Source organism: Rhodococcoides navarretei (genome assembly GCF_038069675.1).
Lineage (GTDB): Bacteria > Actinomycetota > Actinomycetes > Mycobacteriales > Mycobacteriaceae > Rhodococcoides > Rhodococcoides navarretei.
Window position 1 is genome coordinate 1730666 of sequence record NZ_JBBPCN010000001.1, and the last position, 25083, is coordinate 1755748.

Annotated in this window: 27 protein-coding genes and 1 riboswitch; of the genes, 14 read left to right on the forward strand and 13 right to left on the reverse strand. The window is 63.9% G+C overall.

Features of this window, described 5'->3' with window-relative positions; genetic code table 11:
• Positions 1–121 precede the first annotated feature (121 nt).
• The gene (locus AABD04_RS08380) at positions 122–892 is read left to right on the forward strand and encodes a hypothetical protein (RefSeq protein WP_341440865.1); all 771 of its coding nucleotides are present in this window, start codon (positions 122–124) and stop codon (positions 890–892) included.
• 230 nt (positions 893–1122) lie between these two features.
• On the forward strand, positions 1123–1443 hold the full coding sequence (locus AABD04_RS08385; RefSeq protein ID WP_243597054.1) for a homoserine dehydrogenase: 321 nt from the start codon (positions 1123–1125) through the stop codon (positions 1441–1443).
• A 22-nt stretch (positions 1444–1465) separates the two neighbouring features.
• Here AABD04_RS08385 and AABD04_RS08390 read toward each other — a convergent pair whose 3' ends face one another.
• Complete coding sequence (locus AABD04_RS08390; protein WP_243610853.1) at positions 1466–1831, reverse strand: helix-turn-helix domain-containing protein; 366 nt, start codon at positions 1829–1831, stop codon at positions 1466–1468.
• 73 nt (positions 1832–1904) lie between these two features.
• Here AABD04_RS08390 and AABD04_RS08395 point away from each other — a divergent pair, with 73 nt between their 5' ends.
• On the forward strand, positions 1905–2561 hold the full coding sequence (locus tag AABD04_RS08395) for an FMN-dependent NADH-azoreductase (RefSeq protein ID WP_341440866.1): 657 nt from the start codon (positions 1905–1907) through the stop codon (positions 2559–2561).
• A gap of 130 nt (positions 2562–2691) precedes the next feature.
• On the opposite strand, the gene AABD04_RS08400 is transcribed toward AABD04_RS08395, so the two are convergent.
• The 6 genes from AABD04_RS08400 to AABD04_RS08425 form a co-directional block, all read right to left on the reverse strand.
• On the reverse strand, positions 2692–3438 hold the full coding sequence (locus AABD04_RS08400) for an ABC transporter ATP-binding protein (RefSeq protein ID WP_341440867.1): 747 nt from the start codon (positions 3436–3438) through the stop codon (positions 2692–2694).
• The gene (locus AABD04_RS08405; RefSeq protein WP_341440868.1) at positions 3431–4267 is read right to left on the reverse strand and encodes an ABC transporter permease; all 837 of its coding nucleotides are present in this window, start codon (positions 4265–4267) and stop codon (positions 3431–3433) included. Before AABD04_RS08405 ends, AABD04_RS08400 begins: the two co-directional genes overlap by 8 nt.
• Complete coding sequence (locus AABD04_RS08410; RefSeq protein ID WP_341440869.1) at positions 4245–5258, reverse strand: ABC transporter substrate-binding protein; 1014 nt, start codon at positions 5256–5258, stop codon at positions 4245–4247. Before AABD04_RS08410 ends, AABD04_RS08405 begins: the two co-directional genes overlap by 23 nt.
• Entirely contained in the window at positions 5255–5977 is a 723-nt protein-coding gene (locus AABD04_RS08415) for a TenA family protein (protein ID WP_341440870.1), read from the reverse strand. The genes AABD04_RS08410 and AABD04_RS08415 overlap by 4 nt, the downstream gene beginning before the upstream one ends.
• A riboswitch (TPP riboswitch) is annotated at positions 5971–6070 on the reverse strand. Its footprint overlaps the gene before it by 7 nt.
• Before the next feature lie 62 nt (positions 6071–6132).
• Positions 6133–7530 carry a sugar porter family MFS transporter gene (locus tag AABD04_RS08420; RefSeq protein ID WP_341440871.1) on the reverse strand — a complete coding sequence of 466 codons (1398 nt, stop codon included), beginning with the start codon at positions 7528–7530 and terminating at the stop codon, positions 6133–6135.
• A 118-nt stretch (positions 7531–7648) separates the two neighbouring features.
• On the reverse strand, positions 7649–8296 hold the full coding sequence (locus AABD04_RS08425; RefSeq protein WP_341440872.1) for a hypothetical protein: 648 nt from the start codon (positions 8294–8296) through the stop codon (positions 7649–7651).
• Between the two features lie 98 nt (positions 8297–8394).
• Between AABD04_RS08425 and AABD04_RS08430 the strand changes: the two genes are divergently transcribed.
• From AABD04_RS08430 to AABD04_RS08460, 7 genes are all read left to right on the forward strand, one after another.
• Positions 8395–9972 carry a carboxylesterase/lipase family protein gene (locus AABD04_RS08430; RefSeq protein ID WP_341442987.1) on the forward strand — a complete coding sequence of 526 codons (1578 nt, stop codon included), beginning with the start codon at positions 8395–8397 and terminating at the stop codon, positions 9970–9972.
• 137 nt (positions 9973–10109) lie between these two features.
• Positions 10110–11624: an ATP-dependent DNA ligase gene (locus AABD04_RS08435; protein WP_341440873.1), complete on the forward strand. Its 1515-nt coding sequence runs from the start codon at positions 10110–10112 to the stop codon at positions 11622–11624.
• A gap of 104 nt (positions 11625–11728) precedes the next feature.
• Positions 11729–12568 carry a nitrilase-related carbon-nitrogen hydrolase gene (locus tag AABD04_RS08440; protein ID WP_243597139.1) on the forward strand — a complete coding sequence of 280 codons (840 nt, stop codon included), beginning with the start codon at positions 11729–11731 and terminating at the stop codon, positions 12566–12568.
• Positions 12568–13989 carry a dihydropyrimidinase gene (gene hydA, locus AABD04_RS08445; RefSeq protein WP_341440874.1) on the forward strand — a complete coding sequence of 474 codons (1422 nt, stop codon included), beginning with the start codon at positions 12568–12570 and terminating at the stop codon, positions 13987–13989. Before AABD04_RS08440 ends, hydA begins: the two co-directional genes overlap by 1 nt.
• A gap of 3 nt (positions 13990–13992) precedes the next feature.
• On the forward strand, positions 13993–15024 hold the full coding sequence (locus AABD04_RS08450) for a TIGR03842 family LLM class F420-dependent oxidoreductase (RefSeq protein ID WP_243610862.1): 1032 nt from the start codon (positions 13993–13995) through the stop codon (positions 15022–15024).
• 110 nt (positions 15025–15134) lie between these two features.
• Entirely contained in the window at positions 15135–15266 is a 132-nt protein-coding gene (locus AABD04_RS08455; protein ID WP_341440875.1) for a hypothetical protein, read from the forward strand.
• Positions 15267–16571 carry an aspartate aminotransferase family protein gene (locus tag AABD04_RS08460; RefSeq protein ID WP_341440876.1) on the forward strand — a complete coding sequence of 435 codons (1305 nt, stop codon included), beginning with the start codon at positions 15267–15269 and terminating at the stop codon, positions 16569–16571. It begins immediately after the preceding gene.
• A 70-nt stretch (positions 16572–16641) separates the two neighbouring features.
• On the opposite strand, the gene AABD04_RS08465 is transcribed toward AABD04_RS08460, so the two are convergent.
• Genes AABD04_RS08465 through AABD04_RS08475 form a run of 3 tightly spaced genes read right to left on the reverse strand, consistent with a single transcriptional unit; the run spans position 16642 to position 19140 of the window.
• Positions 16642–18024, reverse strand: coding sequence for an FAD-binding oxidoreductase (locus AABD04_RS08465; protein WP_341440877.1), 1383 nt, complete (start codon positions 18022–18024; stop codon positions 16642–16644).
• Positions 18025–18083: 59 nt separating this feature from the next.
• On the reverse strand, positions 18084–18617 hold the full coding sequence (locus AABD04_RS08470) for a DUF3558 domain-containing protein (protein ID WP_341440878.1): 534 nt from the start codon (positions 18615–18617) through the stop codon (positions 18084–18086).
• Between the two features lie 7 nt (positions 18618–18624).
• Positions 18625–19140 carry a DUF3558 domain-containing protein gene (locus AABD04_RS08475; protein WP_341440879.1) on the reverse strand — a complete coding sequence of 172 codons (516 nt, stop codon included), beginning with the start codon at positions 19138–19140 and terminating at the stop codon, positions 18625–18627.
• A 191-nt stretch (positions 19141–19331) separates the two neighbouring features.
• Between AABD04_RS08475 and AABD04_RS08480 the strand changes: the two genes are divergently transcribed.
• On the forward strand, positions 19332–19643 hold the full coding sequence (locus AABD04_RS08480; protein ID WP_341440880.1) for a hypothetical protein: 312 nt from the start codon (positions 19332–19334) through the stop codon (positions 19641–19643).
• A gap of 7 nt (positions 19644–19650) precedes the next feature.
• Here the strand turns inward: AABD04_RS08480 and AABD04_RS08485 are convergent, their stop codons facing one another.
• Together AABD04_RS08485 and AABD04_RS08490 are read right to left on the reverse strand one after the other, a co-directional pair.
• Positions 19651–20295 (reverse strand): Type 1 glutamine amidotransferase-like domain-containing protein, encoded by a 645-nt coding sequence (locus tag AABD04_RS08485; protein ID WP_341440881.1) that lies wholly within the window; start codon positions 20293–20295, stop codon positions 19651–19653.
• Positions 20292–20732, reverse strand: coding sequence for an HIT family protein (locus AABD04_RS08490; protein ID WP_341440882.1), 441 nt, complete (start codon positions 20730–20732; stop codon positions 20292–20294). Before AABD04_RS08490 ends, AABD04_RS08485 begins: the two co-directional genes overlap by 4 nt.
• A gap of 254 nt (positions 20733–20986) precedes the next feature.
• Here AABD04_RS08490 and AABD04_RS08495 point away from each other — a divergent pair, with 254 nt between their 5' ends.
• From AABD04_RS08495 to AABD04_RS08505, 3 genes are read left to right on the forward strand one after another with little or no spacing between them, the layout of a single operon-like run.
• Entirely contained in the window at positions 20987–22105 is a 1119-nt protein-coding gene (locus AABD04_RS08495; RefSeq protein ID WP_341440883.1) for a Re/Si-specific NAD(P)(+) transhydrogenase subunit alpha, read from the forward strand.
• Entirely contained in the window at positions 22105–22428 is a 324-nt protein-coding gene (locus tag AABD04_RS08500) for an NAD(P) transhydrogenase subunit alpha part 2 (protein ID WP_243597072.1), read from the forward strand. Before AABD04_RS08495 ends, AABD04_RS08500 begins: the two co-directional genes overlap by 1 nt.
• Positions 22428–23849, forward strand: coding sequence for an NAD(P)(+) transhydrogenase (Re/Si-specific) subunit beta (locus tag AABD04_RS08505; protein WP_243610868.1), 1422 nt, complete (start codon positions 22428–22430; stop codon positions 23847–23849). The genes AABD04_RS08500 and AABD04_RS08505 overlap by 1 nt, the downstream gene beginning before the upstream one ends.
• Positions 23850–23889: 40 nt before the next feature.
• Here the strand turns inward: AABD04_RS08505 and AABD04_RS08510 are convergent, their stop codons facing one another.
• A complete protein-coding gene (locus AABD04_RS08510) occupies positions 23890–24606 on the reverse strand; it encodes a hypothetical protein (protein WP_341440884.1) in 717 nt (238 codons plus the stop codon).
• Positions 24607–25083 lie beyond the last annotated feature (477 nt).

Sequence of the window (25083 nt, forward strand, 5' to 3'; positions counted from 1 at the left end):
GCGGTTACTCGAGCATGCATCGACGCAGTAGGGTGAGGGAAACCGAGTCGTGCGAGCGCCACCCGTCGCAACACCGCTCTTCATAAGTACGGGGCGCTCTCGAGGCTGAAGGTGGCAATCCGTGGAAGACACATCCGACCGGGGAATCAAGGCATTCATACGAACCGTCGCTCAGCGCGGTGGGCGTGCGGAGCGGCTCACGACGTCGCGTCGCAATCCAGTGCAGGTTTGGTCGATGGACGGCACGTCGTCGTGCATAGTCCGGGTGCGATCCAAGGTCACAGGTGATTGGAAGGCCCGCAGGCAGGACGAATCGCTCGAGAGTGACGACACCGGATCCTCGTACTGGGTATTCGTCGATCTCGCGAACGACGAGCCGCGCTTCTACATGGTCTCGTCCGAGGAGATGGCCACCGACATTCGCGGAGAAGTCGACCTGTGGGTCCAGGATTCGCCACTCCGAACCAGAACCGGACATCACGCTATCGCGGTGGACCGAGTGCTGCACGGCAGCGAGCGTTGGGACCTGCTGGGTCTGAGTTCGACGTTGGACACATCGATCGATGTCGGCCCCGAACAGACGTGGGTTCGCACTCCACGGGTGAAAGTACCTCGTAAGTCGGCGAAGGCGGCCGTGGAGGAAGAAGTGATCGACAACCGAGTACGGGTGGTCGCCGATTGCGAGGGCTATCGGCTGAGCGGCCGCTACGACCCCGAGACACAGCGACTCGAGATCACTGCAGGACCGATGGAGGGCAGACGGTTCGACAATCCGTCGGTTGCTGCCAGCGCGGTTGCCACGCACATCAGTGGCGACGTCGAAGAGCGCGACGGTTGGCAGTTCTGGCAGCTGGACACTCCGGATCGTGCGCCGCTGGGATCGTTTCAGTAGAGAACTGCAGCTCGCGACTGGTTTGTTGTGACTCCTCACCAAATTGGCATTTACCGTGAAAACGGGACAAAGGTCGGATTAATCTAGCGCTGGTAGGACGAGCTCCCTCTTTTAGCCCCTGGGTCGAATCGATGTTCGAGAGTTCGTCCGTGCATCGAAATTCGGGAATCAGCGAGCTCAGCGGTCGACAGTGCGAGGGGTGCTGTCGACCGTGGGGAGAGGTATTCACCATGGACCATTCCTACCGGTCGGGCACAGCCCACGCGTCACGGTTCCTGTTCCTCATCGCGCAGTTCGTCGACAGAAGAATCCCCGCCGAATTCTTCTCGGCGCAGTTTCGCGAGCTACAGAACACCCAGTCCACGTACCTCGATGCCGACGTTTCGTCGGTGATCGGGATGTTGTCGGTCGACGTCGGTGCGTACCTGGGCGATGTCGAGATACGAGGGGTCGACTACATCGACTCCGAACAACTCTGGCTGGCTGCCGGTCAGGCGTTCCGCGACCTGATGACCGTCCAGTCCGAGCATTTCGAGCGCGAAGCCGGGTGAGGGCCACGCCCATCATCGCCCGTCATGACCGGAATCGATCACGGTGCCGCAAAAGATCTTCGAGCCGAAATCGACGATGAGTGCCGCGCATTTCGATCGGCAGATCGCCTGCGTCGGCCAACCGTCTGACATAGGTGTCGGAAACACCGAGCACCTCGGCAGCGTGCGAAGTGGTCAGTAACTCGTCGACCGTTCCGATCGCAACAGCTCGGGCGGTCGCCAGCTGGGTGAGGAGCTCGAGTACTGCGGTGCGTGCTGCGTCGTCGAGCGGTACCTCCGAACCTCCGATTCTGATGTCGACGTCTGCTCCGGTCCGCTCGTGAACGACCGCCGCGAGCGAGGTGGCCGATCGCGACTCGAGGGCAGGCATGACGAATCGGAAGTCCATTCGTCCAGGATAGGACTGGCGACGGAGTCGGTACGCATAGGCTCGAAGCACCCAGTATGTGAGGAGTGCTCCAGTGCCGCAGTTGTTGCATCTCGATTCGTCCGCCGATTCGGCTCGTTCGGTCAGCCGTCGGGTGACCGCTCGCTTCTCCGACGCCTGGCATGCCAGCGGTTCCGACCATTCGGTGATTCACCGGGACCTGCACTCGAGTCCGCTGCCGCACCTACCGACGTCTGCGCTGCATTGGGCACCTCATCTGCGAACCGCCGACGAAACCGTGGAGCCATCCGCCGAGGCCCTGCAGATCGAGCTGATCGAAGAACTGATCTCGGCAGACGTGGTGCTGATCGGCGCGCCGATGTACAACTGGTCGATCCCGTCGACCCTGAAGGCATGGATCGACTACGTACACGTTCCGGGCATCACCGTGCCGTTCGACGGTGACACGGCACCTCTCGTCGGCAGGCCCGCCGTCGTGGTGACCAGTCGGGGAAACGACTACACGCCCGGTACCGACAACGCGTCCACCGACCACACCACCGCGCAATTGCGCCAGGTGCTCGGAGTGGCGCTGGGGATGGACGTCCACTTCGTGCCGGTCGATCTGACGCTCGCCGAGCGGGTGCCGGCCCTCGCACCACAGATTCCGAGGGCACGAGCCAATGTCGAGGCGGCGTTCTCCGCCGTCGACGATCTCGCGCTGCGGTTGGGTGGAGCAACGCCCAGGTGATGGCCGAGTAGTCGGCGAGGTGCTTCCGAACGGCCCAGGCAACGACGCCACGCGCACCGCCGATCACCGCGGCCGCTGATAGGGGAACAACGCTGAAGTCCCCGCGTCGACTGCATTCGCGCGGTACCGGTTACAGCGTCGATGCGCTGAGGAGAACGTCCATCAGCTGCTTCTCGACTGCCGCGAAGTGCGGCGTCGTGACGATCTCGAGCCCGCGTGGGCGGGGCAGCGTCACCTCGATCTGCCGTCGAACATGGGCAGGCCTGGGGGAGAGGACGATCACGCGATCGGACAGATAAACCGCTTCGCGGATGTCGTGCGTGATCATCAGCACCGTCCACCGGAACTCCGACCAGACCTGCTGCAACCAGGCCTGCATATCGCTCCGAGTCAACGAGTCCAGAGCCCCGAAAGGCTCGTCGAGCAGCAGTACCGATCGTCCCTGGACCACCGTGCGCAGCAGTGCCGCTCGCTGACGCATACCGCCGGACAGTTCGGACGGCCTGGCCGACTCGAACCCGTCCAGGCCGAACACCGGGAACAATTCACGTGCCCGCGCACGCGCCTCCTTCTTGGCAACGCCTTGCACTTCGAGACCCAAGGTCGTGTTGTCGAGCACCGAACGCCACGGAAACAACAAATCCTTCTGCGGCATATAGGCGCACGGCGGTACTCGAACAGTGCCGGAGTCGGGCCTGTCGAGCCCGGCCAGCATGTTGAACACAGTGCTCTTGCCCGAACCGCTCGGGCCGATGATCGACACGAACTCCCCGGGCTGAACACCGAAAGACACACCGTCGAGTACGGGGTTCTCGCCGAACGATTTGCTCAGGTCGCGGACGTCGATGCAGCTGTCGGAAGTGCCGGCGTCAGACATGAAGGCCCGTCGGTCCGTGGCGTGCCCAGGGGGCTACCACACGCTCCACCACGAAAGTGGACACGAAGAGAATCACACTGATCACGGCCGTGACGGCAACCGCGGCCAGAACCAGATCGGTACGAAACGAGTTCTTCTGCTGGCTCATGTAGATGCCGAGTCCCGCACTCGCTCCGGCGTATTCGGCAAAGATCGCACCGACGACGGCGTAGGTGATCCCGATGCGAAGTGAGGTGAAGAACCGGGGGAGCGCCGACGGTAGCCGCACATATCGGAATTGTTGCCAGCGCGAGGCACCCATGCTGGCCAGCAGCGATCTCGCGTCTCGATCGGCAGCTGCGAAACCCTCGATGAGCCCGATGGCCATCGGGAAGAAAGTGGCCAGGGCGATCACCAGGATCTTCGGAAGCAACCCGAAGCCGAACCAGATGATCAACAACGGCGCGATCGCGATGATCGGCAGCGTCTGCGACACGACGAAGAGGGGCACGAACGCGCGCCGCAGCCACGGGGAGAAATCGACCGCGACCGCGAGCAACCACGCCAGGGCCAGAGATACCGCGAAGCCGACGAGGGTCACCTGCAGGGTCGCCGACGCGTTCTCCGCGATGGCATCGCGCTGCGCCCAACCCTGGACCACCACGCGACCGGGGGACGGCAGCACCTGCGGCCTGATGCCGCTCACCTCGACGTAGACCTGCCAGGCGGCTACCAGCAGGACGACGACGGTCAGCGCGGGCCACGCCCACCGAATCGAGGCTCGGATGCCACTGAGCGAGTAGGAACCTCGATCGGCGGCTACCGCCCTACCGATCGCCGAGGTAGTCATTGGTGAAGTAGGTCGACCAGTCCGGCTCTGCGGTCAGCGGCGCGCCGTTCTGATCGGCCAGCACACCGCTCTCGTAGAGGAATTTCGAGTATGCGGTCCACTTGTCGAGGCTTTGTCGTCCGACCTCGCCGGAGGAGTCCTTCATGTACTTCGCCGCCAGCATCTCCTGGCTCTCGAAGACGAGCGATTCGTCGGTGAAGGTACCCGGATTGGCGTCGATGAGATCCTGCGCAGCCCTGTCCGGGTCGTCGGCGGCGAGCTGGTAGCCGCGCTGCAGTGCCTGCACGAACTTCTTCGCCTCGTCCGGGCGGGCTGCGAGCCAGGGTTCGTTGCCACTGATCGTGATGGCGTAGGCATCGGGAAACCCGTAGTCGGTGTAGTCGAAGTACTTCATCGGAGTTCCGCTGTGCTCGGCCTCGATGCCTTCCCATGCGAAATACGAGACGGTGAAGTCCGCGGTACCGGAGTACACGGCCTCGTACGCCGACGTCCCCAATACCACCGTTTCGTATTCGCCTGTGCCGCCGTCGTTCTGGATGACCTTCGCGAGTCCGGCCTGCTCGCCGGACTCACCGAAGCCTGCGTAGACCTTGCCGTCCAATGCTTTCGGGCTCGGTATGTCGTCTCGATCCGCACGAACCCCGATGCCGGTTGCCCAGCGCTGAAGTGGAGCGAGGACCGAGACGGTCTGCGCGCCGGCCGAGGTGGCGAACACGCCGGAACTCTGTGTGCTGATTCCGAACTCGGCGTTGCCGGCGTCCACCAGTGTGTCCGCCGCGGTGTTGTTGTAGGGCAAGATTTCCACGTCCAGCCCGGCGTCGGCGAAATAGCCTTCCTGCAAGGCCACGTAGAGACCGGTGTGGTTGGTGTTCGGGGTCCAGTCCAGCGCGAAGCGAATGGTGTCGGAGTCCGACGACTCCGAGCAGCCGGCCAGTCCGGTGGTGGCAACGACGGCCGCCGCCAACGCCGCGAGAATGCGAGTGGTTCTCATGCGGACACCGCACTCTCGGCCAGGGGCCACGGGGTGGGATGTAAAGCGCTGTCCCAGAACATCAATTCGTACCTCGATGCCACCACGAAGGCGTCGACCATCTGCTCTCGTTGCTGCGCAGTCGCGGCGGCTGCGGCGTCGTCGACGAAGGTCTTGGCGGAGTCGACGACGGCATGGAATTCGGGTGCGTCGTACGCCGCGACCCACTGCGCATAGGGGTGCTCGGGGTCGCTCTCGAGCACTGTCTTCGCAGCGCGCGCGAGTGCGCGGCCGACATCGGCGTAGATCCAGAAACATGGCAGAACAGCTGCTGCGGCAACGGCATACGGTTCGGTTGCCGCCGTGGCGGTCAGGTAGGAGGTGTATCCCAGGCATGCCGGTGAGGGCTCGGGCGTCCCCGTCGACGGCGGAAGTGCTCCGCCGGTGAGCATGGTCTCGTGCGACGCGGCTTCGTCCATCGCGCTCGCGGCGGCGCTCGCCCAGAATGCACCGGCGACGGGGGTCGGTGCGTGTGCTGCCACAAGGGACAGCGACTTGACGTACCCGCCGAGGTAGAGCGAATCCTGTTCGAGGTATCGACGGAACGCGTCGAGCGGAAGCGTTCCTGCCCCGAGCAACTGGAGAAATTCCAGGTCGTCGATCGCGCGTCGAATGTGCTCGGACGCATCCCACAGTCGATCGGTGAAGCGGACCGGGTCCGCAGATACAACAGGCGTCATCGCCTTGACATCCCTTCGTCAGCATTACCTGCATCAGGTTCGGCGGGTTTGATCTCAGCATCCGCATGAGCGGACACACCCCGTGTCAGAACGAAGCGACAGTAACACCGGTCACTCGGTGTCGCTGCTGCCGCCCCTGCATCTGCGGTCCGGCGTCACCCCAGCATGTCTTCGAGCTCCATACCCTTCGTCTCCCTGATCTTGGCCTTGACGAAGAAGAACGAGAGCGCGGCGAACAACGCGAATCCTGCATAGATGACCCACAGGCCCACGGACGACGTCAGGGGTGGGAATGCAAGCGTGACAGCGAAGTTGGCCATCCAGTTGGCCGCGGTACCTATTCCGAGCGCCATCGCTCGCATGCGGTTGGGGAACATCTCGCCGAGCATGACCCACATGATCGGACCCCAGGTCGAGGCGAAGAAGATGACGAACAGGTTCGCGCCGATCAATGCGATCGCACCCCACGGGGCGGGCAACGTGACGTCGTCGCCGCTGCCGGTCGCCTGCGAGAACGCAACGGACGCCATGACGAGCCCGACGAACATGCCCATCGAACCCGCCAACAGCAGCTTGCGCCTGCCGATTCGATCGACGAACAGGATCGCCACGAACGTCATGGCCACGTTGATCACGGCCGTGATGACAGAGGTGGTGAACGACTGATCCTCGGTGAAGCCGACCGAGCGCCACAGCGTTGTCGAGTAGTAGAAGATCGCGTTGATGCCGACCAGCTGTTGCAGCACGGCCATCGTGATGCCCACCCAGACGATCGGTTGCAGGCCGAACTTCGGCCCGCGGATGTCGGCGAACGACGAGCGGGACTCCTTGCGGAGTGTCAGTCTGATCTCGTGTACTCGCTCGTCGGGATGTAGTTCGCCGGTGATCTCGGTGAGAACCCTGGCCGCTTCTTCGTCGAGATGTTGACCCACCAGGTAGCGCGGCGATTCCGGTATGAGCGTTGCCAGCAACCCGTACACCAGTGCCGGTACGACGCCGACCAGGAACATCCAGCGCCAGGCCTCGATACCGAACCACAGGTCGTTGGACGCGCCGTCGGCCGCACCGGCGAGGAGGGCGTCGGACAGCAGAGCAGCGAAAATGCCGATGGTGATGGCCAATTGCTGGAGCGAGGCCAAAGAGCCGCGCCATCTGGCGGGAGCGATCTCGGCGATGTACGCCGGTGCGATCACCGACGCGATGCCGATTCCGAGTCCACCGAGCACTCGCCACAGCATGAGATCCGGGACGCTGAAGGCCAATCCCGAACCGATCGAGGACACGACGAACAGGGCCGAGCCCAGCAGCATCACTTTCTTTCGTCCCCATCGGTCTGCGAGGCTGCCGGCGAACCAGGCGCCGACGGCACATCCGATCAGGGCGATCGCGACCACGAAACCAGTGGTGAACGAGCCGAGGGAAAAGTGATCTTCGATCGAGTCGACGGCTCCGTTGATGACCGAACTGTCGAAGCCGAACAGGAAGCCGCCCACAGCTGCGGCGACGCTGACACCGATGACCTTCGCTGTGTGGTGGTCCGAGGTCTGATTCATGAGTGACGCACCTTCCGGCCGCGCGCACGGGCGTCGGCCGCTGGGGAGACCGTACGGCAGGGATTGTCGTACCGTCCTGGGACATTACGCCTGGTAATTCGCCGCACGAACGAGACCGTCAACGAAGGTCGAAATCCTCGTCCGAGACGGTGAATCCGTGACCGACCTGATCGGTGCACGTGACCCCGGTCTGCTCGTCGACGGTGCATCGAAGACCGTTGGTGGAGCCGCTACCGGCGACGCTGAGCACCTCGCCGTACGGCAGGGCTTCTGCAGGCCCGTCGAATCGGTGGAACTTGGGATCGCCGAGACTCTCGAACTTCGCCGGAGATCCGGCGATGAGCTGCACGGAATTGGGCTTCACCGCCGTTCCCGACGGACCGCTTCCGGGAACCTCGGGTGCCGATTCAGGCAGTGACCCGTGGCATCCGGCGATCGACGATTCGAGGACGGCGATCCCGCACTCGAACTTACCGCTGGGACTGGAGAAGTAGTACCAGCCGGGTGCCTTGCCTGCGTAGTCCTGCGGCTTTGCCTGGGCTGCAGCAGGACTCGACGGTGCCGCCGTGGTGGACGTCGGCGCGCCGGTCGCTGTGGTGGACGGTGCTGCCGACGTGGCAGAAGGGACGGAGGGAGCCGTGGTGATCGGGGTGGGGCGGTCGGTGATCACGGTGGCCATCGGCCCGTCGCCCCCGCCGCTCGAACCGCAGGCTGTGAGCAGGCATGCTCCGACGACTGCCATAGCGGCACATCCGACTCTGGTCACGGCCTCGTCCTTCGCTCGTGGGTATCGACGCTCCGCAGATCGTCGCCGACGGGGTGGTCGATGTTGGTACGTTGGGCAACGACCGAACGGGAGGTTCGATGGTCAACGCGTCCGGCTCGACAGCGTCCGACTCCACCGTGCGTGTGAGCACGCCCTACGGCGACGTCCTGGGCTACCCGGTCGCCGCCGACTCGTCGCCGATCGTGGCCTGGCGGGGTATTCCCTATGCGACGCCTCCGGTCGGGACACTTCGATTCAGGGCTCCGCGCCCGCTGCAGCCCTGGTCCGGTGTGCTCGACGGACTCGAGTTCGGCGCGATGGCTCCGCAGGGGCGTGACAGTCCGGTGCCCATCGATCCGTCGTTGTCTATTTCCGAGGACTGCCTTTCGCTCAACGTCTGGGCTCCCCGTCCCGAGGGGGAACTGCGCCCGGTGCTGGTGTGGATCCACGGTGGTGCGTACTCGCTCGGATCGTCCGCCCAGCGGGTCTACGACGGGAGAAACCTCAGCGAGAACGGCGACGTGGTGGTGGTGACCATCAATTTTCGTCTCGGCGCGTTCGGGTTCCTCGACCTGTCCTCGTTCTCCACCGACGAGCACACGTTCGAGACCAACCTGGGGTTGCGGGACCAGATTGCCGCGCTCGAATGGGTCCGCGAATGCATCTCTGCGTTCGGCGGCGATCCCGATCAGGTGACGGTGTTCGGCGAATCCTCCGGGGGAGCGTCGGTCACCACGTTGATGACCTCTCCGAAGGCCGAGGGGCTTTTTCAGCGAGCCATTGTGCAGAGCGCGCCTGCGACGTCGGTGTACGGCCCCGATCGGGGTGCCGCGGTGGCGGCGAGGTTCCTGGAGTTGGTGGGTGTCGACCGGGAAGACATCGGCGAACTGTTCGACATGCACTTCACGAAGCTGGTGACCGCGGGTGACACACTCTGCTACGAGGTTCCGACGAGAGTGCCTGGAACACTCGGACTTTCGCCTGTGGTCGACGGTGACATCGTCCCGCGTTACCCCGTAGCGGCATTCCAGAAGGGTCTCTCGCACAGGATTCCGTTGATCATCGGCACCAACCACGACGAGCCCTCGATCTTCCGATTCATGAAGTCTCCTCTGATGCCGATCACCTCCGACACCGTGTCCGAAATGTTCCGCGCCATCGCCCACGACCACGCGGATCTGCCTGCCTATCGGGTTGCCGAGATCATGGCGGCATACCCGGACCGAGACAAACCGGCTGGGGCACAAGCGATGTCGCGCGATGCTGGATTCCTGATGCCGAGCGTGTGGATCGCCGACGGACACAGCAGGCATTCGCCGACGTGGATGTACCGATTCGATCATGCGACGCCGATGCTCAAGGCTGCACGGGTGGGAGCCGGACACGCGACCGAACTGCCGTATGTATTCGGCAATTTCGGAACACTCAACCGAGATCCCACCTTCTGGCTCGGTGGCCGAAAGCCGGCAATGGCGGTGTCCGCGCGGATGCAGAGACGCTGGCTCGCCTTCGCGCGGTACGGCGTTCCCGCCGCACTGGATGCGTCCAAGCACTGGGCTCCGTACACCGAGAAGACGCGCTGGACGCTGGTGATCGATGCATCCGACACCCTCGTCGACGACCCCGACGGCGACATGCGCGCTGCGTGGGGCGACCGCGTTCTCGGATTCAGCTGACACGTCGCTCGTGCGTTTTGCCGCACGGACGTTGCTGACATGAATCGAACGTAACAGCAAGAACACCGGTCGCTCGAGTCACACCGATAACAATTGGATGTCAGCAACCTGTCGGTAGGTGCGGTTATGTTCGATGGGTGTTGATGTCCAGGATCGTCGAAACGTCCCGTGCCGTGGCCGCGACGCGCTCACGAAAAGTCAAGATCGAGCAGATCGGTGCCCTGCTCGCCGAGGCCGATGCCGGTGACATCGAGCCCGCCGTGTCCTGGCTGTCGGGGGAGTTGCCGCAGGGGCGGATAGGGGTCGGCTGGCGCACGCTGGCCGATCTCGACGTGACGTCCGCTGCCGACTCGACGCTGACGGTTGCCGAGGTGGACGAGGCCATATCCTCGGTCGCGGCGACGTCGGGGGCCGGTTCTGCTGCGCGGCGGGTAGCGATACTCACCGACCTGTTCTCCCGAAGTACAGCCGAGGAGCGTCAGTTTCTGATCCGCCTCGTCACCGGCGAGCTGCGTCAGGGCGCGCTCGAGGGAATCATGGTCGACGCTGTTGCCGCGGCCACCAACCTGCCGCAGGCTCCGGTACGTCGAGCGTTCATGCTCTCGGGTCGTTTGCCCGCGACGGCCATTGCCGCCATCACCGGTGGCGTCGACGCGCTGGATGCATTCCGGCTCGAGGTCGGTCGCCCGGTTCGGCCGATGCTTGCCTCTCCCGCGGAGTCTCTACACGCTGCGTGGGAACAATTGTCCGGCGACCTCACCGTCGAATACAAGCTCGACGGTGCGCGAATTCAGGTGCACCGCTCCGGAACCGACGTGAGCATCTACACGCGGACTCTGCGCGACATCACCGCGAGCGTGCCCGAGCTGGTGGACCTGGTTCTCGAGCTGCCGTGCGATTCGGTGGTCCTGGACGGGGAGACCCTTGCACTCGAAGACAGCGGGCGGCCCAGGCCTTTCCAGGAAACGATGAGCCGATTCGGTGCCGAGAGCGCACACGAGCTCCTGCTGCAGCCCTATTTCTTCGACTGTCTGCACCTCGACGGTGTCGACTTGCTCGATTCCCCGCTGGAGCAGCGGCTGGCTGCACTGGACCGAGTGGCACCGGGGCACCGAATTCCCAGTGCCGTACGGCCCGATGCGGACGAGGCGGCGGCCCACTTCGACGCTGCACTCGACGCCGGGCACGAAGGAGTGATGCTCAAAGCTCTCGGTGCACCGTACGCCGCAGGCCGCCGCGGAAAGAGCTGGCAGAAGGTCAAGCCCGAGCGCACTCTCGATCTCGTCGTCCTCGGAGCCGAGTGGGGATACGGGCGTCGCACCGGCTACCTGTCGAACCTGCACCTCGGAGCTCGCGATCCCGACGGAGGTGACCCGATCATGGTCGGTAAGACCTTCAAAGGCCTGACCGACGTGCTGTTGCAGTGGCAGACCGACGAATTCCCGAAACACGAGCGAGAGCGCGACGAGCACACCGTATACCTGCGCCCCGAACTGATCGTGGAAATCGAACTCGACGGCGTGCAGGTCAGCCCGCGTTACCCGGGCGGTGTGGCCCTGCGATTCGCGCGAGTACTGCGATACCGCCCTGACAAGAACCTCGCCACCGCGGACACCATCGAAACCGTGCGCGCACTCCTTCCACAGTCATGAAAACAGTTCCGACGATTAATACATACGAAACCGGCCGAACGACCCCGTAACACGGCGCAAAATATTCTCGAGGGTGCAAGCCAGCGAGAGATGGAGTGCCAATGATGTCCACAGTTCGAGCTGCTCTGGTCCAAAGCACGTGGACCGGTGACAAAGAATCGATGATCGCGGCACACGAGGGGTTTGCTCGGTCCGCCGCCGAGCAGGGCGCGAAAGTCGTCTGCTTCCAAGAACTTTTCTACGGCCCGTACTTCTGCCAATTGCAGGACGCGAAATTCTACGATTACGCTGAATCGGTACCAGGGCCGACCGTTGACCGTTTCGCCGCGTTGGCGAAAGAACTCGGCATCGTGATGATCCTGCCCGTCTACGAGCAGGAACAGCCCGGACTCCTCTACAACACCGCGGCCGTGGTCGATGCCGACGGCACTTATCTCGGCAAGTATCGAAAACACCACATCCCGCACGTGAACGGATTCTGGGAGAAGTTCTACTTTCGCCCCGGCAATCTGGGGTGGCCGGTGTTCGATACGGCGGTCGGCCGAATCGGTGTCTACATCTGCTACGACAGGCACTTTCCCGAAGGCTGGCGTGCGCTCGGCCTCGCCGGGGCCGAAATCGTATTCAATCCCTCGGCCACCTCGCGGGGACTCTCGAACTACCTGTGGAAGCTCGAACAACCCGCTTCGGCAGTGGCCAACGAATATTACGTAGGCGCGATCAATCGCGTCGGAATCGAATCCGAATACGGCGACGACGACTTCTACGGGACCAGCTATTTCGTGGACCCCGAGGGCAAATTCGTCGGCGAGGTGGCCTCGGATTCCGAATCCGAAATAGTCGTTCGCGACCTCGACATGGACCTGATCAAGGTGGTCCGCGACCGGTGGGCCTTCTATCGTGACCGCAGACCCGATGCATACGGCCCATTGGTGGAACCCTGATGGCCACCACCTTCGTGCACGGTGGAACCGTGGTATCCACCACCGTCGCACAGGAATTGGATGTGCTCATCGACGGCGAAACCATCGTCGCCGTGCTGGCACCGGGATCGGTCTCTCTGGCTGCGGACCTGAAGACCTCTGCTGACACCGTCGTCGACGCGACCGGAAAGTACGTCATTCCCGGTGGGGTCGACGGTCACACGCACATGGAGATGCCGTTCGGTGGCACTTTCGCGTCCGATACCTTCGAGACCGGAACGCGCGCCGCGGCGTGGGGTGGCACGACGACGATCGTGGACTTCGCTATTCAGACCCCCGGACAACGCGTCCAGGACACTCTGGCGCAATGGCACGAGAAGGCCGCGGGGCAGTGCGCCGTCGACTACGGCTTCCATCAGATCATCGGCGACGTCACCGACGATTCGCTGAAAGCCATGAGCGAGTTGGTATCCGAGGGCGTCACCAGCTTCAAACTCTTCATGGCGTATCCGGGCGTGTTCTACTCCGACGACGGCAAGATTCTGCGGGCGATGCAGTCCGCTGCCGAAACGGGTGCACTGCTGATGATGCATGCGGAGAACGGAATCGCGATCGACGTGCTCGTTGCTCAGTCGATCGCGCGGGGAGACACGGCCCCGTACTTCCACGGCACGTCTCGGCCGTGGCAGCTCGAGGAGGAGGCGACGCACAGAGCCATCATGCTGGCCAATGTGACCGGTGCACCGCTCTACGTCGTGCACGTCTCTGCCAAGCAAGCTCTCGAGCAGATCGCGCAGGCTCGGGGCAACGGGCAGAACGTGTTTGCCGAGACCTGTCCGCAGTACCTGTACCTGTCGCTCGAGGAACAGCTCGGCGCACCGGGCTTCGAGGGTGCCAAGTGGGTCTGTTCGACGCCTCTGCGGTCGCGGGCCGAGGGTCATCAGGACGAGTTGTGGCGATACCTGCGTACCGGAGACGTGGCAACCGTCAGTACCGACCACTGCCCGTTCTGTATGAAAGACCAGAAGGAGATGGGTATCGGCGACTTCTCGAAGATCCCCAACGGGATCGGCTCGGTGGAACATCGCATCGATCTGATGTTCCAGGGCGTCAAGAGCGGCAAGATCACTCTCGAGAAATGGGTCGACGTCTGCTGCACAACCCCGGCCAGGATGTTCGGCATGTACCCGAAGAAGGGCGTCATCAGCCCAGGAGCCGACGCCGACATCGTGATTTACGATCCGAACGGGCATACCAGCATCGGAGTCGAGAAGACCCACCACATGAACATGGACTACTCCGCCTACGAGGGTTTCGAGATCGATGGCCATGTGGACACCGTGATCTCGCGTGGCCGGATCATCGTCGACAGCGGATCGTATTCCGGTACTGCGGGACACGGCCGTTTCGTCCGACGCGACCTGTCGCAGAATCTGATCTGAGCCATGGACATCGGGGTAGTGCTGCAGTGTAATCCGCCGGCGTCCCGGGTGATCGATCTGGCGAGGCAAGCCGAGACACATGGGTTTTCGCACGTATGGACGTTCGATTCGCATTTGCTGTGGCAGGAGCCGTACGTCATCTACAGTCAGATTCTGGCTGCGACCAGGCGCGTGACCGTGGGCCCGATGGTCACCAATCCGGCTACCCGCGACTGGACCGTGACGGCGTCGACGTTCGCGACACTCAACGACATGTTCGGCAATCGAACCGTGTGCGGCATCGGTCGAGGCGACTCCGCGGTCCGCGCTCTCGGAGGTAAGCCGACAACGCTTGCCTCGCTTCGAGACTCGATCGAGGTGATCCGCAGTCTTGCCAACGGGCGCAGTGCCCGGGTGGGTGAGACGACGGTGCAGTTTCCGTGGGCGGAGCACTCGAAGCTCGAGGTGTGGGTCGCGGCCTACGGACCGAAAGCGCTCGAGCTCACCGGGCAGGTTGCGGACGGCTTCATCCTGCAGTTGGCCGATCCGGATATTGCTGCCTGGACGATCGGCCGAGTGCGTGCTGCGGCAGAGCAGGCGGGTCGCGATCCGGATTCGATCTCGATCTGCGTGGCAGCGCCCGCCTACGTCACCGACGGTACCGAGGCCGGCCTCGAACATGCCCGCGACCAATGTCGGTGGTTCGGCGGGATGGTCGGCAATCACGTCGCCGACATCGTCTCGCGCTACGGCGGCGATGGCGGTGGTGTTCCACAGGCTCTCACCGACTACATCGCAGCACGTACCGGGTACGACTACAACGAGCACGGTCGAGCAGGAAACTCGCACGCAGAATTCGTTCCGAACGAGGTGATCGACAGGTTCTGTCTACTGGGCACCCCGGCCGATCACATCGCCAAGCTGAAGGAGCTGGAGACACTCGGCGTCGACCAGTTCTCGGTCTACCTTCAGCACGACGCCAAGGCTGCCACGCTGGAAGCGTACGGAGAGAGCATCATTCCGCAGATCCGCAAGTCCGTGACGGCTACGTCGTGACCGGTGTTCTCGATCAGGCTTCGGTGGTGGCACCGACTCCCACACGTGCGGGACGGGGTTTCGTCCCAGATGACTGCGCGAAGTCCAGGCAGAACGCCGAGGGATCCTCTGTGCCGACTGTTGATCCCTACACGAATGCGTACGTCAAGGAGGCGCTGGATTTGTCGAAGGCCGACGGTGCGGACGTCACCGGTGAGTCGTACGCTCCGATGGAGGTCACACTGGAGGAAGGCTGCAAGTAGATGGATCACGTGTTCTACTCCTGGGCAGCGCAGGCCGAGCTGAATCCGATCACCGTCGAGGGTGCGACGGGATCGTGGTTCTGGGACGACAAGGGAAACAGGTACCTGGACTTCTCGTCGCAGTTGGTCAACGTCAATCTCGGGCATCAACACCCCGACGTCGTTGCCGCCATCGTCGAACAAGCCCAGGTTCTGACGACCATTTCTCCCACCGTGGCCAACAACAAACGCAGTGAACTCGCCGCGTTGATCGCCGAACGCGCGCCGGGTGATCTGAACCGCGTGTTCTTCACGACCGGTGGCGCAGAAGCCGTCGAGCATGCGGTGCGGCTGGCGCGACAACACACCGGGCGTACGAAGATGCTTGCCGCGTATCGCTCCTACCACGGTGGAACCGGAGTTGCGATCGGTCTCACCGGTGAGCCGCGGCGGTGGGGCACCGAACCGACCAACGTCGACGTCGTACGCTTCTTCGGGCCGTATCCGTATCGGTCGCCTTGGGGGACAACGACTCCCGAGGACGAGACGGCCGCAGCACTGGCACACCTCGAACAGGTCATCGTGCTCGAGGGTGCACAGAACATCGCCGGACTGATCCTCGAATCGGTCATCGGCACCAACGGTGTGCTGATCCCGCCGCCCGGATATCTGGCCGGCGTTCGGGCACTGTGCGACAAGTACGGAATCGTCTACATCGCCGATGAAGTCATGGTCGGGTTCGGGCGAATCGGCGAATGGTTCGCGTGCCAGGCCTGGGATGTGACACCGGATCTGATCACGTTCGCCAAGGGCGTCAACTCCGGATACGTGCCCCTCGGCGGGGTGGTCATCTCGGAGAAGATCGCCTCGCAGTTCGATCACAAGCCGTATCCAGGCGGGTTGACCTACTCCGGGCACGTACTCGGGTGTGCCGCGGGCGTGGCGTCCATCGGAGTGTTCGAGCGCGACAAGATCCTGCCGCACGTGCGTCATGTGGGGGAGGACGTGCTGGGTGCGGGCCTTTCGAAGCTGGCCGAATCTCACCCGAGCGTGGGCGAGGTGCGCGGCAAAGGATTCTTCTGGGCCGTCGAGCTGGTCAAGGACGGCACGACCAGAGAGCCGTTGGTGCCGTTCGCCGCGTCGGGCAAGGACGCAGCGGCAATGGGCACTGTGACCGCCGCGGCGAAATCCCGTGGCCTGTGGCCGTTCGTGTCGGGCAACCGCCTCCAGATCGCGCCGCCGCTGACGACGTCCGAGGACGAGATTCGTCAGGGACTGGAAATCCTCGACGAGGTACTGACCGTGGCGGACGGGTTCGTCGGCTGACTCGGGGTCGTGCGCGGAAGTTCGACCCCTGCTACGAAGTTCCGCGCACGTGCGGCGTCAGCCGCTCTGCTCACAGCACAGCACCGGGGTTGAGGATGCCCGCCGGATCGAGTGCGGTCTTGATGCGGCGGGTCAGCTCCATGACGTCCTCGCCGACCTGATCGGGCAGCCAGGCCTTCTTGAGACGACCGACACCGTGTTCGCCGGTGATGGTCCCGCCCAACGAAATTGCGAGATCCATGATTGCGCCGAAGGCGATGTTGGCGCGACGCGTCATATCCACGTCCTCGGGGTCGAAGACGATCAGAGGGTGAGTGTTGCCGTCACCGGCGTGCGCGATGACGGCAACCAGTACGTCGTATTTCGCGGACAGGTCGGCGATTCCGTCGACGAGGGCGGGGAGTGCGGGCAGTGGAACGCCGACGTCCTCGAGCAGCAGGCTGCCGAGTCGCTCGACCGCGGGAATGGCGAATCGCCTGGCGGCAGCGAAGGCCTCGCCCTCGTCGGGGTCGTCCGTGGTGAAGACATCCGAGGCACCGGCCTCGGTACATGCCGTCGCCATGATCTCGATTTCGCGCCCTCGGTCGGCACCGGGGGAGTCGGACCGAGCGATGAGCATTGCCGCTGCCTCGCGATCGAGTCCCATGTTCATGGCGTCCTCGACGGCATTGATGGATGCGCGATCCATGAATTCGAGCATCGACGGCCGCAAGTTGCGGGTGATGGCGAGAATTGCCGCGGTTGCGTCGTGCACCGACGCGAACGAAGCGACCACCGTACTGGCGGGAGGTTGCGCCGGAATCAGCCGCAGTGTGATCTCGGTGATGATGCCCAGGGTGCCCTCGGATCCGACGAACAGCTTTGCAAGGGAAAGGCCTGCAACATCTTTCAGGCGGGGTCCGCCGAGTCGGACGGCGGTGCCATCGGCCAGGACGACTTCGAGTCCGAGAACGTAATCGGTGGTGACGCCGTACTTCACGCAGCACAGTCCGCCCGCGTTGGTGGCCGCATTGCCTCCGATGGAGCACATCTCGAACGACGACGGATCCGGTGGGTACCAGAGACCGTGTTCCGCGACGGCCTTCTTGACCTCGGCGTTGAGCAGTCCGGGTTGTACGACGGCGATGCGGGTCACCGGATCTACGGTGATTTCTCGCATCAACTCCGTGGTGAGCACGATTCCGCCGTCCACGGCGGTGGCCCCACCGGACAAACCCGATCCTGCACCGCGTGGGACGACCGCCACGTTGTGCTCGGTGGCCCAGCGCATGACGGCTCGAACGTCCTCGGTGGACTGTGCGCGCACGACGGCCAGCGGGGTGCCCGCGTCGGGATCCTTTGCCCAGTCGCGTCGGTAGCCCTCGGTGATGTCCGGGTCGGTGAGCACCGCTCCGGGTGAAAGAAGTGATTCGAGCTGGCTCAGGCGGGCATCTGCATCGGTCGTCACCGACATCTCGGTCTCCTCACGTCGAAAATGTGACCGTCGACACTCGAGTCTGTCACGGACGTGAGTCACTGGTTGCGTTGCAGCGTCAGTTCTGCGAGTTCGGTTGCGGCGGCGCACGGATCGACCGGAGTGCCGCCTCGGTACTGCACCCACCAGCTGATGACTCCCGAGTATGCCGCGCTGATCCCGCAGGACGACGGGTCGGCTGGTCGCCTCGACAGGAACGCGGTGGTGCCCGCAACGTCGACATCCTCGGTCGCGTAGCCGAGCCGACCGGCCAGTTCGCGCTCGCGCGTGAGCGCATCGTCTTCGAACCAGGCGAAGGTCACGTCGACGAGTCCGCCGGCTCCGATGCCGGTCCACATGCACACCGCGCCGTAGAAATACTGATCGACGAGATCGGCCCCCACTGTCTCGGCGATGGTGGGATCCGGGACGGCGATACATTCCTCCAGCAGCTTGTCGAATTGTCCGCTCACATCCGATCGAGCGGGCATCGCCGTGCCGGTCACCGTGGTGGTGCATCCGGTGCCGACGGCGGCCGTGACGAGGGCAGCGGCGAGCACGCGACGGACCGAATGTGCGGAGGGGAACGTCATGGTCGAGTCACTTCGCCGTCGAGATCGTGGTTCTGGCCAGATCCTCGACCACGTCGCAGGAGTCTCGGGGGCCGTCGACGATGTAGTTGACGGACCAATGCACGAAGCCGTCACCGTTCTCGACACCGGCCTCGCACGACGCGCCGGACGCAGCCGCGGTGAATCCGGGGTGGCCGTTCACGTCGATGCGCTGGATGGTGCGGCCGACAGCTTCGGCCACGGAACTCTCTCGGTCGATCGGGCTGCCGCGGTACCAGGTGAACATCGCGTACGCTCCGCTCGCGGATTCCCATCGACAGCGAATTGCGTTCTCGGACACCACCGTGAGGTCGGATATCTTCGTGATTGCCTGGAGTTCCGTGTCGTCCATCGACCCACACTCACCAACGAAGAGTTCTTCGGTGACCGGCCGGCCGGCCGTCTCGGATGGATCCGGATCGGTCTCGGTGCCCGGTGTGTTCGAGCACCCGGTCAGAACGCAGACGATCGCCGCGACCGACGCTGCAACGGCTCGAGTGCGCACGAACGCGGACTCTACCCACCCGGTACACACCGGCGTGCGCAATCGACGGAAGTAGTCACATCAGTAACACCAGCCTCAGGCGTTACCAGATCGATGCGTCGTCGACACGCAAATTTGTAGTTTTTCGCGCTAGCGTCCAGCGCAGCGAACCTCGCACCCCATGCGGTGCGAGTCGACAAGGAGGCTGCACCATGATCGATCCCGGAAGTGACTCCTGGAACTACGTGGCCGCGATGTTCTCGTACGAATTTCTCGGGGGCGGAATCGAATACGACACCATCGAGCGCATTCACCGAGGCGAGATCGACGAGTGGGTGCAGGCGTTGACACAGTCCGGGTTGTTCGAGCGAGCGACCATCGCGAAGATCGCCGACTCGTGGCGGCACGCCCCTCGTGAGCTGTTCGACATGCTCGTTCTCGAAGCGGACGAGATGACCGCCCGACGATGCGCGTTGGCGTGGTCCTCGCTCGATCGGCTCGCTCCACTTGCTCGCCTGGGATGAACGAATTTCAACGGCCGAGAAATCGCGTTCCCGACTCATCGACGACGATGGCTTGATCGTCGGTCAACCCATGACAGGCGATACCGGCGCTGTGTAGGCGCTGCAGAGTCGCAGACCCCGAATCGTTCTCGTCGAGAATCGAATTCAGGTGAGGCACCATCGAGAACGTCACCAGATCCAGTCCGCTCCACACCGGATCGACGCCGGTAGCGGGCCGAACTTCGTCGGGGTCGTCCGCATCCTCGACTCCGGCCAGCGACGGCGCTGCCACGCACGCGCCTGCGCTGTAGCCGCCGTAGACGAGGGAGTCGTGTCGAATGCGCTCGGACAGAATCTCGTCTGCGCCCGAGCGAGCGAGCTGAGCGCGCAGGACGAAGGTGTTGCCCCCACGAACCCAGACTGCACCGAAGCGGTCGAGTGCGCGCTCGAACGCGGCGGGTCGATCTACGTAGTGGCGCAGATCCAACTCCGCGGGCCGATACCCGAGGGCGCGCAGCGGTCCGAACTCACTTCTGAGCGAGGACTCCCGAGCGGCTGCCGGCCATGCGTCGGCCGCGTTCGCGATCACGGCGAGATCGGACGGCGGTCCGGTGAGGTCGACGAAAGCATCGGCGTGGCCGCCGAATCGATACGACGACAGGAACAGCTTCATGCCGTCGCGTCGCCGTCGAGCCGAGTCAACCCGACGCGAACGGCGTCGGCCACCTGTTCGGGCTCACGCAGGCGGCGCGTCACGAACCCGGCAGCGAACCGCAGCCGATCCCGGTGCCAACGCGGCACGACGTGCAGATGCAGGTGGAAGACCGTCTGGAATGCCGCCTTGCCGTCGTTGATCACGAGATTGGCCCCGTCGGCGCGCAGGTCCGAGTGGCGCATCGCACGCGCCAGCGTGTGCCCGACGCGAAAGACGTCGGCGGCCGCGTCCGGATGGGTCGCGTTCAGATCGGTGGCATGGTCACGCGGAACGACGAGAAGGTGTCCTCGGGTGACCGGCCGAATGTCGAGGAACGCGACCGCGTGGTCGTTCTCGAACACGCGATGTGCGGGAGCGTCGCCCGCGACGATGGCACAGAAGATGCAAGATTCCACGAATGTCACTGTAGGGTCCGATCATCACCGATAGACCTGTATGACGTGCATCACAATTGCTCGTTCTGTGGCTGCGGAATGCCGAACGGACTCGATTCAGAACGAATCGGACTGTGTTCCGGGTTACCCGCGGTCTGTTTCCTCTGGCTACTATCAGGGACCTTGTGCCTTTGTCGCATGGGTTCGTCCATTCGTCGCACGTTCGAGGCCGTTGGCCGATCGATGGACACCATTCAACGCAGGAAGACGGAGATTTGGATACATCGCAGAGCGCAGAGAATAGTTCGGGATCCACGACTGTCGTCGGTGTGGTTCGGGAATCGGGGGAGGGCGAACGTCGCGTCGCCCTGGTGCCCAAGATCGTTGCATCCCTCACGAGCAAGGGCGTCGAGATCGTCGTCGAATCGGGTGCAGGACTGGGCGCTCTCATCCCCGACGAGCTGTATGTCGAGGCCGGCGCGACCATCGGTGATCCATGGTCGGCGGACGTCGTGGTCAAGGTCGCGCCGCCGTCCGACGCCGAGATCGCCAAGTTGACGTCGGGTTCGACGCTCATCGGATTCCTGGCACCGCGCAACGCGGAGAACAGCATCGGGGCGTTGAAGGCGGCCGGGGTACAGGCGTTCGCCGTCGAGGCGATTCCGCGTATCTCGCGCGCGCAGGTGATGGACGCACTGTCCTCTCAGGCCAACGTCGCCGGTTACAAGGCCGTGCTGTTGGCCGCGTCGGAGTCCACCCGGTTCTTCCCGATGCTCACCACCGCCGCGGGCACCGTCAAGCCCGCCACAGTCCTCGTACTGGGCGTCGGCGTTGCCGGGCTGCAGGCGCTCGCCACGGCGAAGCGTCTCGGCGGCCGTCCCACCGGGTACGACGTGCGTCCGGAGGTGGCCGACCAGGTTCGGTCCGTCGGCGCGCAATGGCTCGATCTGGGGATCGACGCCGCCGGTGAGGGTGGATACGCGCGCGAGCTGACCGAGGACGAGCGGGTGCAACAGCAGAAGGCTCTCGAAGAGGCCATCAAGGGCTTCGACGTGGTCATCACCACGGCATTGGTGCCCGGACGCCCCGCGCCGCGGCTGGTCACGGCCGCCGCCGTCGAGGGAATGAAACCCGGCAGCGTCGTCGTCGATCTCGCGGGTGAGACCGGCGGCAACTGTGAACTCACCGAGCCCGGCCAAACCGTCGTCAAGCACGACGTCACCATCTGCTCCCCGCTGAACCTGCCTGCCTCGATGCCCGAGCACGCCAGCGAGCTGTACTCGAAGAACATCTCGGCATTGCTCGAACTCATGCTGGTCGACGGCAAGCTCGCTCCCGATTTCTCGGACGAGGTTCTCGCCGGTGCCTGCGTGACACGTGAGAAGGAGAACTGATGTATACCCCGCTGCTCGCGAACATCGCGATCCTGGTGTTGTCCGGGTTCGTCGGCTTCGCGGTGATTTCCAAGGTGCCCAACACCTTGCACACCCCGTTGATGTCGGGAACCAATGCCATCCACGGCATCGTCGTGCTCGGAGCCCTGGTGGTGCTCGGCAAGGTGGAGGATCCCTCGATCGGCCTGCAGGTCATCCTGTTCGTCGCACTCGTGTTCGGAACCGTCAATGTCATCGGTGGATTCGTGGTCACCGACCGCATGCTCGGCATGTTCAAGTCCAAGCCCGTTCCTGCCAAGGCTTCGAAGGGTGCTGACTCCTGATGGACAATCTCGTCAACATTCTCTATGTCGTCGCATTCGGCATGTTCATCTACGGCCTGATGGGTCTGACCGGCCCGAAGACCGCTGTGCGCGGCAACCAGATCGCTGCTGTCGGTATGTTCATCGCCGTCGTGGCGACGCTGATCTCCGTTCGGGACACCGAGAATTGGATACTGATCATCGTCGGTCTTGTCGTCGGCGTCGCGCTCGGAATCCCGCCCGCTCGCCGAGTCAAGATGACCGCGATGCCACAGCTGGTGGCTCTGTTCAACGGTGTCGGCGGTGGAACGGTCGCACTGATCGCCTGGGCCGAGTTCCTCGACACGTCGGGGTTCTCGAACTTCAAGCACGGTGAATCGCCGACGGTGCACATCGTCATCGGCTCGCTGTTCGCGGCGATCATCGGATCGATCTCCTTCTGGGGATCGCTGATCGCTTTCCTCAAGCTTCAGGAGACGCTGCCCGGCTCGCCCATCACGATCGGCAAGTTGCAGCAGCCGCTCAACGCCCTGCTACTGATCGGTGCGGTCGCCGCTGCCGTGGTCATCGGCATCAACGCCACTCCGGGCGGCGGGGTGTCGCAGTGGTGGATCGTTGCGGTCCTCGTGTTGGCAGGCATTCTCGGTCTGACGGTGGTGCTGCCCATCGGTGGTGCAGACATGCCGGTGGTGATCTCGCTGCTCAATGCTCTGACCGGCCTGTCGGCTGCGGCTGCCGGTCTTGCGCTCAACAACACGGCAATGATCGTCGCAGGCATGATCGTCGGCGCGTCCGGCACGATCCTGACCAACCTCATGGCCAAGGCCATGAACCGTTCCATCCCGGCAATCGTCGCCGGTGGATTCGGCGGCGGCGACGCAGCCGCAGGCCCCGCGGGAGCGGCCGGGGGTACGGCGAAGGCCACCTCCGCGGCCGATGCGGCCATCCAGATGGCATACGCCAACCAGGTCATCGTCGTGCCCGGATACGGCCTCGCCGTTGCGCAGGCACAGCATGCGGTCAAGGACATGGCCAAGCTGCTCGAGGCGAAGGGCGTCGAGGTCAAGTACGCCATTCACCCCGTGGCCGGTCGCATGCCGGGGCACATGAACGTCTTGCTCGCCGAGGCCGACGTCGCGTACGACGCGATGAAGGAAATGGACGACATCAACGACGAGTTCTCGCGCACCGATGTCACGTTGGTCATCGGTGCGAACGACGTGACCAACCCGGCGGCGCGCAACGATCCGTCGAGCCCGATTCACGGGATGCCGATCCTGAACGTCGATCAGTCGAAGTCGGTCATCGTTCTCAAGCGGTCGATGTCCTCGGGCTTCGCAGGAATCGAGAATCCTCTGTTCTTCGCAGAGGGCACCTCGATGCTGTTCGGTGACGCGAAGAAGTCCGTGTCCGAGGTGACCGAGGAGCTCAAGGCTCTCTAGGTACGAGGACGTATCAGCACCCCTGGGGCGCTCCCGGTACTCACCGGGAGCGCCCCACCTTGCGTTGGACCGCCAATGCCGCCGTATCGAGCGGATTGCGGGCCTCACGGGCAGCGGCGTCGGGGGAATAGAGCATGACGATCGAGCATGCAGGCCACCACAGGAAGGCGATCGAGGCTGCGCCCACGATCCCGGTGATCGACGCGGATCCGACGATCAGGGCAGCCGCTGCCACCGCCAGCGTCGCGACAGTTCCCAGACCGAGAACCACGGGCCGCCACGTAGTCGATGCCACCATGGACGCGGCTCCGAGGAGTGAGGCCGCGGCGGCGAGTTGGCCGCTCGGAAGGTCGGCGGGCTGCATCGTCGCTCCCATGGTCTGCCTGACAAGAGCAGTGGTCACCACGGCGCCGACGGTGCAGGCGATCACCACCCCGATTCCGAACGGAAGCTTGCGCATCACAGCCACGACGGCGAGAGCGGCGACGACCGTCAACACCGCGGTCACGTCGATCGCGTCGAGTACGCGGGCGGCCAGTGCCGTGGCAGGGTTCGATTCCTCGGACCACTCGGCCGGCACGTGCGGCGACGCCCACATCGGCCAGAGGATCAGCAGGACCGCGAAGGCGCCGGACACAGCCAACCGCGTGATCACGGCTCGCCGGCGCGCCCGGGACGAGGTGTCGGACGGCGTTGCGGGGTAGCCGGCGTCCAGGGATCTTCGGATGGGTCCTGAGTCGAGGTTCGGTGGCGGCATGGGGCCACGGTGCCGGACCCAGCTGAGCACCGGATGTGAGTAGGTTGGGAACAGGCTGATGGTTTACGCGGTAACGGTTCCATCACGCGGGAGCACCGACTCGGAACTGCGGTGTCTGCGACCGGGTGCGCGACTCGTTACGCGCTCCGAGTTTGCGGAATGCGCCTAGATCACGCAACGAGACTGTTCAGGGCCATCAGAACGGGTTTCTGGTCTCTTACTGGATCGACCGGCGCAGACCGGCGACGCCCGAATCCGGGCGACTCCGTATTACTCGATGGAGCGTCACGTGCCGTCTACCTGGGCATATGTCGGCTGTTTGTCCCCGGTCACAGCGTTTCGTGAGGCGAACTATGACTTCGTTGCAAGTCGTTGATCGGATGGGTCCAAGTGTGTGACGATAGTCACAGAGTCCAAGTCACCCTGGGCGAGACTGCTCCGAAGGGCGTAGTTTCAGCCGCATCGGAAAACCGTATT

Excerpts from the sequence above, each read along its gene's own strand:
- AABD04_RS08385 (WP_243597054.1), top strand. The coding sequence starts at position 1,123 with ATGGACCATTCCTACCGGTCGGGCACAGCCCACGCGTCACGGTTCCTG.
- AABD04_RS08390 (WP_243610853.1), bottom strand. The coding sequence starts at position 1,831 with ATGGACTTCCGATTCGTCATGCCTGCCCTCGAGTCGCGATCGGCCACC.
- AABD04_RS08400 (WP_341440867.1), bottom strand. The coding sequence starts at position 3,438 with ATGTCTGACGCCGGCACTTCCGACAGCTGCATCGACGTCCGCGACCTG.
- AABD04_RS08405 (WP_341440868.1), bottom strand. The coding sequence starts at position 4,267 with ATGACTACCTCGGCGATCGGTAGGGCGGTAGCCGCCGATCGAGGTTCC.
- AABD04_RS08410 (WP_341440869.1), bottom strand. The coding sequence starts at position 5,258 with ATGAGAACCACTCGCATTCTCGCGGCGTTGGCGGCGGCCGTCGTTGCC.
- AABD04_RS08415 (WP_341440870.1), bottom strand. The coding sequence starts at position 5,977 with ATGACGCCTGTTGTATCTGCGGACCCGGTCCGCTTCACCGATCGACTG.
- AABD04_RS08420 (WP_341440871.1), bottom strand. The coding sequence starts at position 7,530 with ATGAATCAGACCTCGGACCACCACACAGCGAAGGTCATCGGTGTCAGC.
- AABD04_RS08430 (WP_341442987.1), top strand. The coding sequence starts at position 8,395 with ATGGTCAACGCGTCCGGCTCGACAGCGTCCGACTCCACCGTGCGTGTG.
- AABD04_RS08440 (WP_243597139.1), top strand. The coding sequence starts at position 11,729 with ATGTCCACAGTTCGAGCTGCTCTGGTCCAAAGCACGTGGACCGGTGAC.
- hydA (WP_341440874.1), top strand. The coding sequence starts at position 12,568 with ATGGCCACCACCTTCGTGCACGGTGGAACCGTGGTATCCACCACCGTC.
- AABD04_RS08450 (WP_243610862.1), top strand. The coding sequence starts at position 13,993 with ATGGACATCGGGGTAGTGCTGCAGTGTAATCCGCCGGCGTCCCGGGTG.
- AABD04_RS08460 (WP_341440876.1), top strand. The coding sequence starts at position 15,267 with ATGGATCACGTGTTCTACTCCTGGGCAGCGCAGGCCGAGCTGAATCCG.
- AABD04_RS08465 (WP_341440877.1), bottom strand. The coding sequence starts at position 18,024 with ATGTCGGTGACGACCGATGCAGATGCCCGCCTGAGCCAGCTCGAATCA.
- AABD04_RS08470 (WP_341440878.1), bottom strand. The coding sequence starts at position 18,617 with ATGACGTTCCCCTCCGCACATTCGGTCCGTCGCGTGCTCGCCGCTGCC.
- AABD04_RS08480 (WP_341440880.1), top strand. The coding sequence starts at position 19,332 with ATGATCGATCCCGGAAGTGACTCCTGGAACTACGTGGCCGCGATGTTC.
- AABD04_RS08485 (WP_341440881.1), bottom strand. The coding sequence starts at position 20,295 with ATGAAGCTGTTCCTGTCGTCGTATCGATTCGGCGGCCACGCCGATGCT.
- AABD04_RS08500 (WP_243597072.1), top strand. The coding sequence starts at position 22,105 with ATGTATACCCCGCTGCTCGCGAACATCGCGATCCTGGTGTTGTCCGGG.
- AABD04_RS08505 (WP_243610868.1), top strand. The coding sequence starts at position 22,428 with ATGGACAATCTCGTCAACATTCTCTATGTCGTCGCATTCGGCATGTTC.
- AABD04_RS08510 (WP_341440884.1), bottom strand. The coding sequence starts at position 24,606 with ATGCCGCCACCGAACCTCGACTCAGGACCCATCCGAAGATCCCTGGAC.